Consider the following 15,587-nt stretch of genomic DNA (forward strand, 5'->3'; position numbering starts at 1 on the left):
CAACAAAACGCCTTTGAACAACTGATTCGGATCCTGACAACAGATGGTTAACAAATTCTGATTCTGGAACGCAAGCCCTGTAGATGCAATTTTCGTCGAATCGCCCTAAGGTCTTGTGTGCGAAGCAGCTTTCGTTATTCCCTTGCGTTCAAGTTCCACTTTAAGAGACGGGCCTAACCGACTCCCGCGACTCAGCCTTCTTCTGAAGGGGAGTCACGCTCAGTCACAAAGACAGTGACGCAATGATTAACGATGCGGGTAAACACGAAGTTAAGCGCCGTTCAGAAATATGGCGAAACTTAAGGTATTCGCCACGAAGCCCGGGATTATGAAGGCGATCACCTCATGAAGGCCCTCTTATGAAGGCTCTTGCCGAACAGATCGGCGACATTGACGGCATCAATATTTATGGCCGTGTGGTCGGCGTGCGCGGCCTGATGGTCGAGGTGGCCGGCCCGATCCATGCGATGTCGGTCGGCGCGCGGCTCGTGATCGAGACCGGCGGCAACCGTTCCATCCCCTGCGAGGTGATCGGCTTCTCCGGCAACAATGCCGTCGTGATGCCGTTCGCCGGCCTCGACGGCGTGCGGCGCGGCTGCAAGGCCGTCATCGCCAATGCCGCAAATCAGGTGCGGCCTTGCGCGGCCTGGCTCGGCCGCGTCGTCAATGCGCTGGGGGAGCCGATCGACGGCAAGGGGCCGCTGCCGCAGGGCCCGGCGCCGATGCCGTACCGCAATTCGCCGCCGCCGGCGCACTCGCGCAAGCGCGTCGGCGCGCCGCTCGATCTCGGCGTGCGCGCGATGAACACGTTCCTGACCTGCTGCCGCGGCCAGCGCATGGGCATCTTCGCAGGCTCCGGCGTCGGCAAGTCGGTGCTGCTGTCGATGCTGGCGCGCAACGTCGATGCTGCCGTCAGCGTCATCGGGCTGATCGGCGAACGCGGCCGCGAGGTGCAGGAATTCCTGCAGGACGACCTCGGCGAGGAAGGCCTGGCGCGTTCCGTCGTCGTGGTCGCGACCTCCGACGAGCCGGCGCTGATGCGCCGCCAGGCCGCGTATCTGACGCTCGCGATCGCCGAATATTTTCGCGACGAGGAGCAGGACGTCCTTTGCCTGATGGATTCGGTGACGCGCTTTGCCATGGCCCAGCGCGAGATCGGCCTGTCCGCGGGCGAGCCGCCAACCGCCAAGGGCTACACGCCGACCGTGTTCACCGAGCTGCCGAAGCTTCTGGAGCGCGCCGGTCCGGGCCTGGGGGAGGGCGCCATCACCGCGATCTTCACGGTGCTGGTCGATGGCGACGACCATAACGAGCCGATCGCGGATGCCGTCCGCGGCATCCTCGACGGCCACATCGTGATGCAGCGCTCGATCGCCGAGCGCGGCCGCTACCCCGCCATCAACATCCTCAAATCCGTCTCCCGCACCATGCCGAAATCGGCCGACCCGCAGTTCTGGCCGACCATCCAGAAGGCGCGGGCGGTGATGGCGACCTATGCCGACATGGAGGAATTGATCCGTCTGGGCGCCTACCGCGCCGGCTCCAGCCCCGAGGTCGACGAGGCGATCCGCCTGCACGAGCCGCTGGAGGCGTTCCTGCGCCAGCGCAAGGACGAAAATGCATCGCTGGCGGACGGCTACCGCCAGTTGGCGCAAATCCTCGGCAATTTGGAAACGGAACGCTAACTTTGTCCCGTCATCATCCCATCCCACAGAGTAGCAGAGCCGGTTTTGGCCCCAGTCGGGCCTGTGGGGAGACCGGTGTTGTCCCACGCGCAGCCAAGGGACTTCTGGGGAGTACGAGTCGATGAAGTCACGTGATACCCTCATCCGCCTGAAGAAATTTCAGGTCGACGAGAAGCGCCGCCGGGTCACCCAGATCGAGACCATGATCGCCGACTTCCAGCGGATGTCGACCGATCTTGAACGCGAGATCTCGACCGAGCAGGAGCGCGCCGGGATCAACGATCCCTCGCACTTCGCCTATCCGACCTATGCCAAGGCTGCCATCCAGCGACGCGAGAACCTGACCCGCTCGGCCGACGAGCTGAAGGGCCAGCTCGACGAAGCCAAGGCTGCGCTGGCCGAAGCCTTCGAGGAGCTGAAGAAGGTCGAGCTCCTCGACGAGCGCGATCAGGCCCGCGAACGCGCCGAGGAAAACGCCCGCGAGCAGGCCGATCTCGACAGCATCGGCCTGATGCGTGCCCGCATGGGCGCCGTCGCCTGAGACGCTAGCCGCCAGACCTGCGAGAATTTGCAGAACCCGGACCCCCAAGGTCCGGGTTTTCGCATGTCCTGTCCACAGTGTGCCGCCGCGCCCCCTTGGTGGTCGGCTTTGTCGCGCGCTATGGTGGCGGAGTGCCAGGGCCCGCGCGGAACGCGACGGGCCGCGCATCGGGGGGCTGAATGCTGACGCCAGCAGAGCTGGTCGGGCTGATTGGGGCGGTAGCGCAGGGCGATCAGGCCGCGTTCGAGCGCCTCTACGTCGCCACGCGCGCGAAACTCTATGGCATCGTGCTCCGTATCTTGCGCCGACAGGATCTCGCAGAGGAGGTCATTCAGGAGACCTACGTCAAGATCTGGAACAGCGCCGGCCAGTTCAATCCCGCTCTCGCGTCGCCGATCACATGGATGGCGTCGATCGCGCGCAACCGCGCCATCGACATCGTGCGCAAGAAGACGGAAGTCTCCATCGAGGAAGAGCCGCAGGCGATGGAAGTCGCAAGCGACAGCCCCGATCCGCTGGCGCGGAGGGAGATGACCGAGGAGTTGAAGCGGCTGCTGGAATGCATCGGCCGGCTCGAGCCGGACCGTCAGAGGCTCGTGCTTCTCGCCTATTACAACGGCTGGAGCCGCGAGCAATTGGCGGAAAAATTCGCGGCGCCCGTCAACACTGTGAAGACATGGCTCCGGCGCAGCATGATGGATATTCGCGAATGTCTCGGGCTATGAGATTCGGGCTACGGGAGCTCATACGGTGAGGGTGGGTCTGGACCGCAATTGATGGCCTATACGGAGGACCATATCGCGCTCGCCGCGGAATATGCGCTCGGTACGCTCGACGCCGGCGAGCGCGCGCAGGTCGAGACCATGATCGCGGTGGACAAGGCGTTCGCCGATGTCGTGCAGGCGTGGGCATTCCGGCTCGGCGTCCTCAACCAGATGGTCGGCTCGATCGAGCCGCGTCCGATCGTGTGGGAGAACATCAGGTCCGAGCTCGCGCGGACGGCCTTTGCGCAGGAGCCGCCAGCGCTGCCGGACGAAGTGCCGCCGCCACCTGTGCCGGAGTTTTCCTCACTCGACACCGTGCCTCCGCCGGTGCCGTCGGAGACTATGCAGCAAGCGCCGCCGCCTCCCGAAGCGGAGCAGCCCGACCCGGCGCGACTTGAATCCGATGCGCTTCCCGATGTCATGCCGATCTTCATGCCGCAGGTCCACGCGCCGGACCCGGAGGTCGTGCGTGCGCCACCGCCGCCGGTTGCCGACGACAGCAACGTGATCCGGCTCGAGGGTCGCGTGAAGCGCTGGCGCACCATCGCATCCGCCGTCGGCGCGCTCGCGGCCGCACTGCTCGTGACGCTGTCGCTTCAGATCTTCCAGCCCGAGGCGCTGCCGGGCGGCTTGCGACCGGCGCCACGGATCCGGACGGTCGAGGTGAAGACACCGGCGCCGCTCCCGTCGTCGCAATATGTCGCGCTGTTGCAGGGCCAGGGCGGAGGTCCCGCCTTCATCCTCACCATCGACGGTGCGACCAAGAATTTTACCGTGCGCAAGGTCGGCGCGACACCGGAGCCCGGCAAGAGTTTCGAGCTCTGGCTGATCTCCGACAAGCTGCCGCGCCCGCGCTCGCTGGGTGTGATCGGCGCCGGCGATTTCACCGCACGACCGGTGCTCGGCTCGTACGATGCCGACGTCGTCAACGGCGCGACCTACGCCGTCACGCTCGAGCAGGCGGGGGGGTCGCCCAACGGCCAGCCGACCTCGGCGCCGGTATTTTCCGGCAAGCTGATCGAAACCGTGCCGCCGTCCCAGCCGCAGGCGCCCGCCAAGAAGTAGACGTCGTAGCCCGGATGGAGCGCAGCGCAATCCGGGACCGCTGCCCCGCATTCCGCTGCGCTCCATGCGGGCTACAAGCGCAGAAAGCTGTCGCCACGGTCCGTCCTGCCGTCGTCTTCCGACAAATCCCGCCGAATCCGCCCCCGATTTGAACCTCTCCGCGTTTCGCGGCGTCAAATGCCCGGAATTTGCAGTCGGCGCCCCCCAATCATGGTGCCGGAGAGGGGCGAGAAATCAGATGGATGCAGCGAAAACGTCGGGCATCTTCATTCACCAATATGCGGGGCTGCCACACGGCCCGGCCTTCGAACATTGGCGCGAGCGGACTTTCGGGGCCTGCGGCCTTGATATCGGGCCGAGCCGGGGCGACAGCATCGATTGCCGGCTCCAGGTCAGCGTGGTCGATAATATCGCGCTCGCCATTCCCGAAGGCGCCTCCGCGCAATATTCACGTACCCAGAGCCACCTCGCCGACGGCAGCGACGATCTCGTCCTGATCGCGGCGCATGCGGGTCTCGTCCGGGTCGGGCAGAACGGCCATGCCGTGGAGCTTGCGCCCGCGCAGATGGTGCTCGTCGACATGGGCATCACCGGCACCGTCGGCCACACCGAGGAAGATCGCTTCACTAGCATCCGCATGCCGCGCCGCGCGCTGCTCGAGATCAATCCGCGCGCCGAGGACAAGCTGTCGCAAGTGCTCTCGGATGGCGCGGTCGCCGAGACGATCTTCCGCTACCACTCCCTTGCGGCCCATCACGCGCCGCATCTCGACGCCGTCGGCCAGCGCCTCACCGCGCAGCACATGGTCGATCTCGTCGGCCTCCTGCTCGGCACCGACGCCGAGCATGCGAGTCTTGCGCGCGGGCGAGGTCATGCGGCGGCCCGTCTCGATCTCATGCGCGCCGACGTGATGGCTGCGCTTGGCCGCAACGATCTCTGCCTGTCCGAGATTGCCACGCGCTCCGGCCTCAGCCCGCGCCAGGCACAGCGCCTGTTCGAGCAGGCCGGAACGACCTTCACCGAATTCGTGCTGGAGCAGCGCCTGCTGCAGGCGCGCAAGCTGCTCAGCGATCCCCGTGCCAGGACCCGCAAGATCAGCGACATCGCGCATTCGTCGGGCTTCTCCGATCTGTCCTATTTCAACCGCGCCTTCCGCAAGCGCTTTGCCGCGACGCCGTCGGAACTGCGCGAGGCCTGAGCCGCGCCGAGAATTTGTGCGGCGCGCCGCTGCCACCGCAGTTGGTCCGCCCGCAGGGCAATCGCATATGGTATTTTGGGAGTTCTGAACGCGCGCCTCGTCCTTCGAGACGACCGCTTCGCGGTCTCCTCAGGATGAGGCTAAGCTGCATCGGTGCCCGTTAAAACTGCTGCCGCACGCTCGGTCCTCATCCTGAGGGCCCGCCAACGGCGGGCGTCTCGAAGGATGGCCTCAGAGACCCATATGCGATTGCCCTAGGTCCGCCCGGCCGGATGAGCTACAGTCTGCGCGGTCAGACGGCTTGACCGTTCGTCGCTTCGTCGTCGCTCTCTTGGGAAATGCAGTCAACGGACATGGCGCGTATCGTCGTGCTCGGCGCCGGATTTGCTGGTCTGTGGGCGGCCATCGGTGCCGCACGCAAGCGCGAGGAGATCGGCGCGGCCGGCCGTGACATCGAGATTCGTGTCGTCGATCGCAATCCCTATCACAACATCCGCGTCCGCAATTACGAGGCCGATCTCGGCGAGGTCGCGCTTCCGCTTTCGCAACTGCTCGATCCGATCGGCGTCAGTCACGGGATCGGCGAGGTCGAGGCCATCGATCCGGTACGTCGCGAGATTTCGCTGGTCAGGGGTGGCGGCGACGAGACGCTGGCTTATGACCGGCTGGTGCTGGCGCTCGGCAGCGAAGTGATGCGTCCGGACATTCCCGGCCTTGCCGAGCATGTTTTCGATGTCGACACTTATGCAGCAGCGCTCCGCCTCGAGGATCATCTCAATTCGCTCGGACGCAGCGCGCCTTCGCCGGGGCGTTCGACGATCGTCGTGGTCGGCGCCGGCTTCACCGGCATCGAGGTCGCGGCCGAGATGCCCGACAGGCTGGCGCGCGCCGGCATCACCGGCAGTCGCCGCGTCCTCCTGGTCGATCCCAATCCTGCGGTGGGCGCCACGATCGGCGCGCATGCGCGTCCCGTCATCGATGCGGCGTTGGCCTCGCTCGACGTCGAGACACGGCTTGGCGTGCGCGTCGTCTCCGTCGAGGCCGCCGGCCTGGGCCTGAGCTCGGGCGAGTTCATTCCGACGCGGACGGTGATCTGGTGTGCCGGGATGCGCGCGAGCCCCTTGGCCGCGAGCTTCCCGGACGCACGCGATCGCCTTGGGCGCCTTCTCGTCGATCCCCTGATGCGGGTTGCGGATGTCGGCGGTGTGTTCGCGGCCGGCGACGTCGCCTCGAGCGTGGTCGACGGCTTGCATCCGACCGTGATGTCCTGCCAGTTCGCGCGTCCCATGGGCCGCTTCGCCGGCCACAATGTGGTCGCCGATCTCGCGGGACTGCCGATGCTGCCGCTGCGGATCGACTGGTACGTGACCGTGCTCGATCTCGGCGGCTGGGGCGCGCTCTATACGGAAGGGTGGGACCGCGACGTCCGCGCCACCGGCGCCGCCGCGAAGGCAACCAAGCAGACCATCAACCGCAAGCGCATCTATCCGCCGCTGTCGGGGCGCAAGGACGAACTGTTCGCCGCAGCCGCGCCGACGGTGCAGGGGCCGCCGCCGACGTATGGCGCGCCGCGTGTTTGAGCTGACCCTGCACCCATGAGCCGGGCGAAGGAAGCAAAGGAAGGCAATGCCCGCCGAGGCTTTGACCCGACGCCGGCTGAGCCGTTGGGAACGGCATCACTGCAATCTCCTGGTCAGGACCTCCACGAAGCCGATAGAATGCTCTTTACATCTCGGGGGTGGACATGCGGCGGCGCGAGCTTCTTGCTATACTAGGCGCGACGGTAGCCTTACCTCTTGTGGCGCGTGCCCAGCCGGACTTGCCGATCGTCGCCGTGCTGGTGCCGGGACCTGCAAAAAACGCTGAAGATCGGATTGTGGCTATCCGTCAGGGCATGCGGGAGGCTGGCCTTACCGAGGGCATCAACTTCACCTTTGCTTGGCGCTACGCGGACGGTGTCTTCGACCGGTTGCCCGCCCTTGCGCTTGAACTCGCTGCTCTCAAGCCGCGCGTCATCATTGCTTCGGCTGCCGCCGCGCCGGTCGCGCACAAGATGCTGCCCGACCTGCCCTTGGTCTTCACATCCTATGCCGCAGATCCCATCAAAGCAGGATTCGCCGAAAGCTATGTGCACCCGGGCGGCCATGCGACCGGCAATGTGATGAGTGCGGTTGGCGGCGAGCAGGCACTTACCGGCAAGCGCTTCAATCTGTTCAAGGAGCTGGTGCCGGACCTGAAGGCGCTCGGTTTTATCGGTTCGTCGTCTCTTCTGGCCACAATCGAGCTGAACGCATTGCAAAGCGTCGCTGGTCAACTCGCCTTTTCGGTTGTTCGACATGAAGTTCGTGGGCTCGATGACGTCGAGGCCGCGGTTTCGGCGAGCATGCGAGATGGCGTTGATGCCCTCTATGTGTCCGGCGAGCCGCTGCTCTACAACAACATGCGCCGCGTCTTGCCCCTGGTGATGGCGCCGGGAAAACCGACGGTCGGCACTTATCCGGAATGGGGCCGCGCCGGGCTTCTGATGTCCTATTCGGCCGATCTGATCGACGACTTCCGCCGCGCCGGCATCTATGCCGCAAAGATCCTCGGCGGCGAAAAGCCTGCGAACCTGCCGATCGAGCAGGCCAGCAAGTTTGTGCTCGTCCTCAATCTCAAGACGGCCAAGGCTCTGGGCGTCACGGCGCCGGACCGCCTCCTGGCGGTGGCCGATGAGGTGATCGAGTCATGAAGGCACGGCCCTTGCCAAGACATGATAGCCTCATACAAGCGCTAGCGTTGCCCGCCGGGCAAAACACCCAAGCAGGCAGTCAACCCGTACCGCCCAAAATATTCCACTTTACCGAAATTCGGAATTGCGTATATTCCGCCTCACTCCGGCCCAAGGAAGAGGGGCGTATCGCGATCGTCACGAACGCGGGCCGGACGGCGGTGGACGTTGGCCACACCGGCGCGAAGGACTTCGCAGGGCGGGCAACCGTGAGCGAAGGCGTCGCGCACACGACCGGTGTGATCGGCGTACGGCAAAATCGTGTGGTCCTGGCGCCCGGGGTCTGTGCGCCAAGCGTTGCGGTGATGTGGGGTGCCCAACCGGGCACGCGCATCAGCCATCCGCAAGGCGACGGGGGCAATAGTGCATCGCTCCCCGGGGAGATCACGACATAAGCCGTAAAGCCACTGCGCAGGGAAGGCCGGATGTTTTGGCTTCACCTGTATGCCGCTGTGCAATTTTGTTCACGACAATCTCGCACAGTGGACCGCGGGTGCCAGCCGGCACCCGGTCTTCCCTGCGCCCTCTTTCATGTGAGGGTGAGGCGATGAAGCAAAGCTCGGGCGAAACAAGCCGCGAGGACGCGAAGGTGTGTCTACGATGGAGATGCGAATTGAACGAGCGACGCTGCCGCCGACTCCGTCATTGCGAGCGTAGCGAAGCAATCCAGCCCGTCTCTTTGGAGGGATTCCTGGATTGCTTCGCTGCGCTCGCGATGACGATGTTGAAGTAGGTGTGCCCGAAAACTCAGTCCCGTGCCCCGGACGCAGCGCGGCACGAAGTGATGCGCTGCAGAGCCGGGGCCCATGTGTCAGCGGGCGGCGTGGCTTGCTGGGTTCCGGCTCTGCGCAGCAACGCGAAGAGCGCTGCAGCGCGTCCGGGACACGAGAGGAAAGTATCGCGCGACATACCCCAGACATGAGAAAGCGCCCGTGGGGGGCGGGCGCTTTCTGTAGTCGACTTGGGGTTGGGGTCGTCTACATATCCACGTGGCGACTTTGGGGGGCTGATAAAGAGCCGCGTGAATTCCTGAAACTCAAATCTCCTTAGCGAACGAGGGAAACGTTCGAGCTGGTGATGGCGATCGGCTTGCCCGCCTTCATGACGCGAGCGGTCTGGGTCAGGCCTTCGTCTGAACTCGTACGCGCGGTGATCCCGAGACCCGCCACCGCGATGCCGGCAACGAGCGCGACAACCACGATCTTGAGGTGGGTCGAGCGATCTGCGCTGTAAATCGAGTGGTTCATGGAAGGCTCCTGCCGCCATCTACCCGAAGTAGTCGCCTGCGTGTTTGGGCAGGTTCATGCTTCCGGTGCCCAACAACCTAGTATTGGGGGGATTCGTTCCCAAGAGGCGATCACAAGAGCGTGACAGGACGTGAGAAGCCGCGATCAAAAACGGCCCTGGATCGTGCAATTTGGCAATTATTTCAAAGCTGTAATGTGCCTGTCAGGCGCCTTGCCGGCCGTTGATCGGCAAGGCGCCAAAAGCTGAAAAACCATTTGCCTGTGGCCGAAAAACACACGGCTTCTTAAGGCAAATCAGATGCTTCCGACCGTTTTCAACCTCGCCCTGGGGTGGATTTCAGCCTGCGACAGCACGGTCGTCTGGGCCCGGAACCGCTCGACCAGGGAACGCACGAAGGGACGAATTGCCGCAGAGGTGACCAGTACCGGGGCCTCGCCTTCACGCGCGGCCCGCTCGAAGGCCTCGCGCACGCCGGTCATGAACTCCGACAGCTTCGAAGGCTGCATCGCGAGGCTGCGCTCCTCGCCCTGGCCGATAATGGATTCGGCGAAGGCTTGTTCCCACCGCGCCGACAGCGCAATCAGCGGCAGGTAGCCGCTGTAGGAGGTGTTCTGCGCACAGATCTGCCGCGCCAGGCGGGCGCGGACGTGCTCGACCATGGTGGCGGGATTGCGCGAGAAGGCGAGCGAGTCGGCGATGCCTTCGAGGATGGTCGAGAGGTCGCGGATCGAGATGCGCTCGGCGAGCAGCAGCTGCAGCACGCGCTGGATGCCGGAGACGGTGACCTGTCCGGGCACGATGTCCTTGACCAGCTCGCCCTGCTCCTTCGGCAGCTCCTTGAGCAGCTTCTGCACCTCGCCATAGGAGAGCAGGTCCGACATGTTGGCCTTGAGCAGCTCGGTGAGGTGGGTCGAGAGCACGGTCGCGGCGTCGACGACGGTGTAGCCCTTGAGCGAGGCCTCCTCCTTGAGGCTGGCATCGACCCAGGTCGCGGGCAGGCCGAAGGTCGGCTCAGTGGTGTGGATGCCGGGCACCTGCACCTGGCTGCCGCCGGGGTCCATGACCATGAACTGGCTCGGCCAGATCTTGCCGGTGCCGGCGTCGACCTCCTTGATCTTGATGATGTAGGTGTTGGCTTCGAGCTGGACGTTGTCGAGGATGCGCACGGCGGGCATCACGAAACCCATCTCGATCGCGAGCGAGCGGCGCAGCGCCTTGATCTGCTCGGTGAGGCGGTCGGTGCCGTCGGGGCCGTTGACCAGCGGCAGCAGGGCATAGCCGAGCTCGATCTTGAGGTCGTCGATCTTCAACGCCGCGGAGATCGGCTCCTCCGTCGCAGCGGAACCGGCTGCGCCGGGCGTTCCCGGCGCGGGTGCGGTCTTCGCGACTTCCTCGGCCCTGGCAGTCGCGCGGTTGCGGTTGCGGGCGTGCCAGGCGAGCGCGCCGGCGCCGGAGCCGAGCGCCAGGAAGGGAAGGGTCGGGATGCCCGGCAGGGCCGCCAGCACCAGCATGACCGCCGCGGACATCGCGAGCGCCTGCGGATATCCGGAGAACTGCTTCATCAGCGCCTTGTCGGCGGCGCCGGACACGCCGGCCTTGGAGACGAGCAGGCCGGCCGCGGTCGAAACGATCAGCGCCGGCACCTGGGTGACGAGGCCGTCACCGACGGTCAGCAGCGTGTAGCTGCGGCCGGCGTCGGCAAAGGACAGGCCCTGCTGCGCCACGCCGATGATCATGCCGCCGACGACGTTGATGAAGACGATCAGAAGGCCGGCGATGGCGTCGCCGCGGACGAATTTGGAGGCACCGTCCATGGCGCCGAAGAAGCCGCTCTCGTCCTCCAAATCCTTGCGCCGCTGCTTGGCGACCGCCTCGTCGATCAGGCCGGCGGAGAGGTCGGCGTCGATCGCCATCTGCTTGCCGGGCATGGCGTCGAGGTGGAAGCGCGCCGCGACTTCGGCGATGCGGCCCGAACCCTTGGTGATGACGACGAAGTTGACGATGATCAGGATGGCGAAGACGATGATGCCGATGACGAAATTGCCGCCCATCACGAAGCTGCCGAAGGCCTCGATGACGTGACCGGCGGCGTCCGTGCCCTCGTGCCCGTGCGACAGGATCAGGCGGGTCGAGGCCATGTTGAGCGACAGCCGCAGCATGGTCGAGATCAGCAGGACGGTCGGGAAAGCGGAGAATTCCAGCGGCGCCTGGATGAACAGCGACGTCATCAGGATCAGGATCGAGAGCGTGATCGAAATCGCCAGGAACAAGTCCAGCACGATCGCGGGCAGCGGAAGGATCAGCACCACGAGGATGGTGAGGACGCCGAGCGCCAGCGCGATATCGCCGCGCTTGAGGATGTTGCCGATCTCGGCAAGGGTGGGGAAACCGGCGTTTGTGCTGCCTACGCCCTGTCCCGCGGTGACGTCGACCATGGTAGCTGCCCCTCCGCGCGACTGCCGTCCGCGCGCCCCAAATGTCTGCGCGGCGGCCGAAGGGCCGCCGTTCCGAAAGTGAGGCACCGCACTGGCGTCCACAGGGCACTCCCCGTTCTACGCGGCTGACGACACTCGACTCCACTGGGCAATTCTTGCCGGGTGTATGGTTAGCAAAGGGTTAATAAAGGGTGCGGCATGGGGGCTGACCGCGGTATTTGGGGGCTCTCAGGCCGTCATTCCGGGGCGCGCGAAGCGCGAGCCCGGAATGACCGAGATGACCTACTTCGCCTTCTCTATCCGGGTCACCGTATAGCCCGAAGCAGCCTCCTCGGCTTCGAAAGTCACCTTGTCGCCGACCTTCACCTGCTTGAGCACGGCCGGGTCCTTGACGCGGTAGACCATGGTCATGGGTTCATCCATGCCGAGGTTTTTCGCGGGTCCGTGCTTGAGCGTGATCTTGCCAGCGCCCTCGTCGATCTTCTTGACCTCGCCACTGATCGCGGCGCCCTGGGCCGCCAGGGCACCTGTGGCAAGGCCGACGGCCAGCGACAGCGCGGCGGCGATACGGATGATGCGGTTCATGGGGACCTCCCTTGCGTTACTTCACGGTGACGTGGCCGACCATGCCGTAGTCGCGGTGGTCGGGAATCAGGCAGGAAAATTCGAACGTGCCGGCCTTGCTGAACTTCCAGAGGATCTCGGCTGTCTTGCTCGGCGCGAGCCTGACACCGTTGGGATCGTCGTGCTCCATGTGCGGATGCTTCTTCATCTCCACCGCATGCGCGAGATTCTCTTTGGTGGTGGCGAGCAGGAATTCATGGTCCTCCTTGCCGACGTTGCGCAGCACGAAGCGGATCTGCTCGCCGCGTTTGACCTCGATCCTGGCGGGGGCGTAGTCCATCTCGTTCAGCAGGATCTCGATCGTGCGCGCGGATTTTTTGGGATCGCCGGGCTCGCCGGCCGAAAAGGTGCCGTGCCCGTGCTGGTCGTGGGCAAAGGCCTGCGCGGTGGAAAGCGCGGCCAGCGCGAGACCGAGCTTGATCGTCGTCTTCATTGGTATCTCCAGTTGGTGGTGGTTCATCGAAGCGCTCACATCTTCATGTTCTTCATCGGCGGTCCGCCTGGTTGTTGCCGCACGGGCTCCGGGGCCGGCGGCGTGACCTCGTAGGCGACGGTGCCCTGCGGGAACTGGTAGGGGCCGGGATCGCGATAGTCGTCGCGCGCGAGGCCTTCGCGGATCTTCATCACCGTGAACATGCCGCCCATCTCGATCGGGCCGAACTGACCGGTGCCGGTCATCATCGGCAGCGTGTTGTCGGGCGCCGGCATCTCCATGTTGCCCATCGCCATGCCGGTCGAGCCCATCGCCATGCCGTCAGGCGCGAGCTTGCCGACGGCCCTGGCGAGATCCTTGCGCGACACCCCGATCATGTTGCGCATGTCGTGTCCCATCGCGTTCATGGTGTGGTGCGACTTGTGGCAGTGGAACGCCCAGTCGCCGGGGTTGTCGGCGAGCACGTCGAACACCCTGACAGCGCCGACCGGTACGTCCGTCGTCGTCTCCGGATATTGCGCGCTCTCCGGAATCCAGCCGCCGTCGGTGCAGGTCACCGCAAAGCTGTGGCCGTGCAAATGGATCGGATGGTTGGTCATGCTGAGATTGCCGATGCGCACGCGCACCTTGTCGCCGAGCCTGACCGGCAGCGGATCGATGCCGGGAAACACCCGCGCATTCCAGGTCCACATGTTGAAGTCGGTCATCTCGTTGACCTTCGGCAGATAAGTGCCGGGATCGACGCGATAGGTGCTCATGACGAAGACGAAGTCGCGGTCGACCGGTCGAAAGCTCGGGTCGCGCGGATGCACGACGACCATGCCCATCATGCCCATCGCCATCTGCACCATCTCGTCGGAATGCGGGTGGTACATGAAGGTCCCGCTCTTCCTCATCTCGAACTCGTAAACGAAGGTTTTTCCCGGCTGGATGTGCGGCTGCGTCAGTCCACCGACACCGTCCATGCCGCTGGGAATGATCATGCCGTGCCAGTGCACGGTGGTGTATTCGGGCAGTCTGTTGGTCACGAAGATGCGGACCTTGTCGCCCTCGACGGCCTCGATCGTCGGGCCCGGCGACTGGCCGTTATAGCCCCACAGATTCACCTTCATGCCCTCGGCGAATTCGCGCACCACAGGCTCGGCAACGAGATGGAATTCCTTCCATTCGCCATTCATCCGGAACGGCAGCGACCAGCCGTTCAGCGTGACGACGGGGCGATAGTCCGGCCCGCTGACGGGGTGCAGCGGCGGCTGCATCACCACCTTGTCCATGTGCGGGGCTTCCGGAATGGAGGCGGCCTGCGCGCGGCCGCTGACGACGGATGCGCCGGCGAGCGCCGCGCTACCCAAAAATCCTCGGCGGGAAAACATGTTGGCCTCCATGTCAGTGACCGCCATCGGCAGGCGCTGCCGCGGCGATGGTGGTTGAATTGTCGCCGTCAGCAGGCGCGCCGCCGCCATTGACGGCGGTCTGCAAGTCGGACTGGGCGAGGAAGAATCTTTGCCTGGCGTCGATTGCGCCGCGCAGCGACGCGAGCCGCTGCCGCGCCTCGGTGAGCAGCGCGAAGATATCGACCTGCATGCTGGAGAAGCGGAGCTGCATCTCCTCGGTGATGATTTTTCGCAAGGGGATGATCTCGCGCTGATAGTGGCTGGCGATGTCGTAGCCGGAGCGATAGACCCGATAAGCATCGCGCGCCTCGGAGCGTACATTCACGGCGCGCTCGGTCAGCCGATTGAAGGCGAAATTGTAGGTCTCCGCCGCCTGCCGCACCCGCACCTCGCCGCCGTCGAAGATCGGGATCTGGAACTGGACGTCGAAGCCGCGCTCGCGGAACGGCGCGCCTTCCGGATCCCGGGTGCGACGGGAGATGCCGGCGAGATCGAGCAGGGTCACGAAGCGCGTCGCCTCGGTGAGGTTCAGCGACTTCGCCAGCGCGGTGAGCTCGAGCCGCGCGATCTGAAGGTCGATGCGATGGGCGACCGCGTCGGCTTCGATGGACGGCAAGGCCTGCGGCCGGCGCGGCAGCGGCGGCAGCTGATTGGGCAGGCGGAAGTCGAGGCCGCCGTCCCACAGTCCCATCAGCCGGGCCAGCTTTTCGCGCGCGCTCGTCGCCGTCTGTCGCGCGGTGGCGAGGTCGGCGGTGGTCTCGGCGTAAAACACCTGCTCTCGGGCCTGATCGAGCTTGTTGATCGAGCCGGTTTCGCCGAGCTTGACCGCGAGCTGCGCGGTCGATTCCGCCGTCGCCTTCGCATCCGTCAGCAACGCCGCCATCTCGTTGCCGCCAACGGCGCGCCAATAGACGCGGCGGACGTCGGCAGCAAGCCGCAACGTCGCCAGGCTAGCTCGCAATTGCGCCTGGCGAAAACGATCGCGGGCGATGTCCGAGCGGAACGGCAGGGTGGCGAGCGCGAGGATGTCGCCGACAATTTGACGCTCGATTTCGCTGGCGCCGTTGCCCGAGATCCGCGAGACCGAGAACACGGGATTGGGCGGCAGGCTCTGCTCGACGAGATCGGCCTCGGCCAGCGCCAGCTCGTTATAGGCGGCCTGAAGCCCCTTGTTGTTGAGCAGTGCGATCTGCACGGCGGTCTCGGGGTTGAGTGTTCGCGAGAGCAGTTGGCGAACGCGCGCGTCGACCGCGCCGGCTCCTTCGGTTGTTCGCACAAAGGCGACATCCTTGTTGATGGCCTGGCTCGTCAACTCCGAGACGGCCTTCATCCCGCTGTCGGGCGAGAAGGCGGCGCAGCCGGCAAGTCCGGGCGCGCAAAGGCCGAGCGCAGCGAGAACGTAAAGGCGTCGCGCGAGATGGTGTGTCATG

The 15,587-nt window shown here is 65.1% G+C and carries 13 protein-coding genes; 7 read left to right on the plus strand and 6 right to left on the minus strand.

The features are described from left to right. The first annotated feature begins 359 nt into the window (after positions 1-359). From fliI to BRA471DRAFT_RS08755, 7 genes are all read left to right on the plus strand, one after another. Entirely contained in the window at positions 360-1,685 is a 1,326-nt protein-coding gene (fliI, locus tag BRA471DRAFT_RS08725; RefSeq protein ID WP_007606294.1) for a flagellar protein export ATPase FliI, read from the plus strand. A 121-nt stretch (positions 1,686-1,806) separates the two neighbouring features. After that, entirely contained in the window at positions 1,807-2,226 is a 420-nt protein-coding gene (gene fliJ / locus BRA471DRAFT_RS08730) for a flagellar export protein FliJ (protein ID WP_007606301.1), read from the plus strand. 179 nt (positions 2,227-2,405) lie between these two features. Next, positions 2,406-2,951, plus strand: coding sequence for a sigma-70 family RNA polymerase sigma factor (locus BRA471DRAFT_RS08735; protein WP_007606302.1), 546 nt, complete (start codon positions 2,406-2,408; stop codon positions 2,949-2,951). Between the two features lie 51 nt (positions 2,952-3,002). Next, positions 3,003-4,055, plus strand: a complete 1,053-nt coding sequence (locus BRA471DRAFT_RS08740; RefSeq protein WP_007606303.1) for an anti-sigma factor domain-containing protein — start codon at positions 3,003-3,005, stop codon at positions 4,053-4,055. A 238-nt stretch (positions 4,056-4,293) separates the two neighbouring features. After that, positions 4,294-5,253 carry an AraC family transcriptional regulator gene (locus tag BRA471DRAFT_RS08745; protein ID WP_007606304.1) on the plus strand — a complete coding sequence of 320 codons (960 nt, stop codon included), beginning with the start codon at positions 4,294-4,296 and terminating at the stop codon, positions 5,251-5,253. 353 nt (positions 5,254-5,606) lie between these two features. Next, on the plus strand, positions 5,607-6,833 hold the full coding sequence (locus BRA471DRAFT_RS08750) for an NAD(P)/FAD-dependent oxidoreductase (protein ID WP_007606305.1): 1,227 nt from the start codon (positions 5,607-5,609) through the stop codon (positions 6,831-6,833). A gap of 239 nt (positions 6,834-7,072) precedes the next feature. Further along, the gene (locus BRA471DRAFT_RS08755; RefSeq protein ID WP_157234035.1) at positions 7,073-7,984 is read left to right on the plus strand and encodes an ABC transporter substrate-binding protein; all 912 of its coding nucleotides are present in this window, start codon (positions 7,073-7,075) and stop codon (positions 7,982-7,984) included. Between the two features lie 1,085 nt (positions 7,985-9,069). Here the strand turns inward: BRA471DRAFT_RS08755 and BRA471DRAFT_RS08765 are convergent. The 6 genes from BRA471DRAFT_RS08765 to BRA471DRAFT_RS08790 all read right to left on the minus strand — a co-directional run bounded on the left by BRA471DRAFT_RS08765 (position 9,070) and on the right by BRA471DRAFT_RS08790 (position 15,586). After that, positions 9,070-9,270 carry a hypothetical protein gene (locus tag BRA471DRAFT_RS08765; protein ID WP_007600553.1) on the minus strand — a complete coding sequence of 67 codons (201 nt, stop codon included), beginning with the start codon at positions 9,268-9,270 and terminating at the stop codon, positions 9,070-9,072. A gap of 294 nt (positions 9,271-9,564) precedes the next feature. Next, positions 9,565-11,706 carry a flagellar biosynthesis protein FlhA gene (flhA, locus tag BRA471DRAFT_RS08770; RefSeq protein ID WP_035973738.1) on the minus strand — a complete coding sequence of 714 codons (2,142 nt, stop codon included), beginning with the start codon at positions 11,704-11,706 and terminating at the stop codon, positions 9,565-9,567. A 282-nt stretch (positions 11,707-11,988) separates the two neighbouring features. Continuing rightward, a complete protein-coding gene (locus BRA471DRAFT_RS08775) occupies positions 11,989-12,291 on the minus strand; it encodes a copper-binding protein (protein ID WP_007606312.1) in 303 nt (100 codons plus the stop codon). 16 nt (positions 12,292-12,307) lie between these two features. Next, positions 12,308-12,763 carry a cupredoxin domain-containing protein gene (locus tag BRA471DRAFT_RS08780; protein ID WP_007606313.1) on the minus strand — a complete coding sequence of 152 codons (456 nt, stop codon included), beginning with the start codon at positions 12,761-12,763 and terminating at the stop codon, positions 12,308-12,310. A 35-nt stretch (positions 12,764-12,798) separates the two neighbouring features. Continuing rightward, positions 12,799-14,136 carry a copper oxidase gene (locus tag BRA471DRAFT_RS08785; protein WP_007606314.1) on the minus strand — a complete coding sequence of 446 codons (1,338 nt, stop codon included), beginning with the start codon at positions 14,134-14,136 and terminating at the stop codon, positions 12,799-12,801. A 13-nt stretch (positions 14,137-14,149) separates the two neighbouring features. Beyond that, on the minus strand, positions 14,150-15,586 hold the full coding sequence (locus BRA471DRAFT_RS08790) for a TolC family protein (RefSeq protein ID WP_007606315.1): 1,437 nt from the start codon (positions 15,584-15,586) through the stop codon (positions 14,150-14,152). Position 15,587: the final 1 nt, after the last annotated feature.

The organism is Bradyrhizobium sp. WSM471 (genome assembly GCF_000244915.1).
Classification (GTDB): domain Bacteria; phylum Pseudomonadota; class Alphaproteobacteria; order Rhizobiales; family Xanthobacteraceae; genus Bradyrhizobium.

Excerpts from the sequence above, each read along its gene's own strand:
- flhA (WP_035973738.1), bottom strand. The coding sequence starts at position 11,706 with ATGGTCGACGTCACCGCGGGACAGGGCGTAGGCAGCACAAACGCCGGT.
- BRA471DRAFT_RS08780 (WP_007606313.1), bottom strand. The coding sequence starts at position 12,763 with ATGAAGACGACGATCAAGCTCGGTCTCGCGCTGGCCGCGCTTTCCACC.
- BRA471DRAFT_RS08765 (WP_007600553.1), bottom strand. The coding sequence starts at position 9,270 with ATGAACCACTCGATTTACAGCGCAGATCGCTCGACCCACCTCAAGATC.
- BRA471DRAFT_RS08740 (WP_007606303.1), top strand. The coding sequence starts at position 3,003 with ATGGCCTATACGGAGGACCATATCGCGCTCGCCGCGGAATATGCGCTC.
- BRA471DRAFT_RS08785 (WP_007606314.1), bottom strand. The coding sequence starts at position 14,136 with ATGTTTTCCCGCCGAGGATTTTTGGGTAGCGCGGCGCTCGCCGGCGCA.
- BRA471DRAFT_RS08790 (WP_007606315.1), bottom strand. The coding sequence starts at position 15,586 with ATGACACACCATCTCGCGCGACGCCTTTACGTTCTCGCTGCGCTCGGC.
- BRA471DRAFT_RS08745 (WP_007606304.1), top strand. The coding sequence starts at position 4,294 with ATGGATGCAGCGAAAACGTCGGGCATCTTCATTCACCAATATGCGGGG.
- fliI (WP_007606294.1), top strand. The coding sequence starts at position 360 with ATGAAGGCTCTTGCCGAACAGATCGGCGACATTGACGGCATCAATATT.
- BRA471DRAFT_RS08750 (WP_007606305.1), top strand. The coding sequence starts at position 5,607 with ATGGCGCGTATCGTCGTGCTCGGCGCCGGATTTGCTGGTCTGTGGGCG.
- fliJ (WP_007606301.1), top strand. The coding sequence starts at position 1,807 with ATGAAGTCACGTGATACCCTCATCCGCCTGAAGAAATTTCAGGTCGAC.
- BRA471DRAFT_RS08735 (WP_007606302.1), top strand. The coding sequence starts at position 2,406 with ATGCTGACGCCAGCAGAGCTGGTCGGGCTGATTGGGGCGGTAGCGCAG.
- BRA471DRAFT_RS08775 (WP_007606312.1), bottom strand. The coding sequence starts at position 12,291 with ATGAACCGCATCATCCGTATCGCCGCCGCGCTGTCGCTGGCCGTCGGC.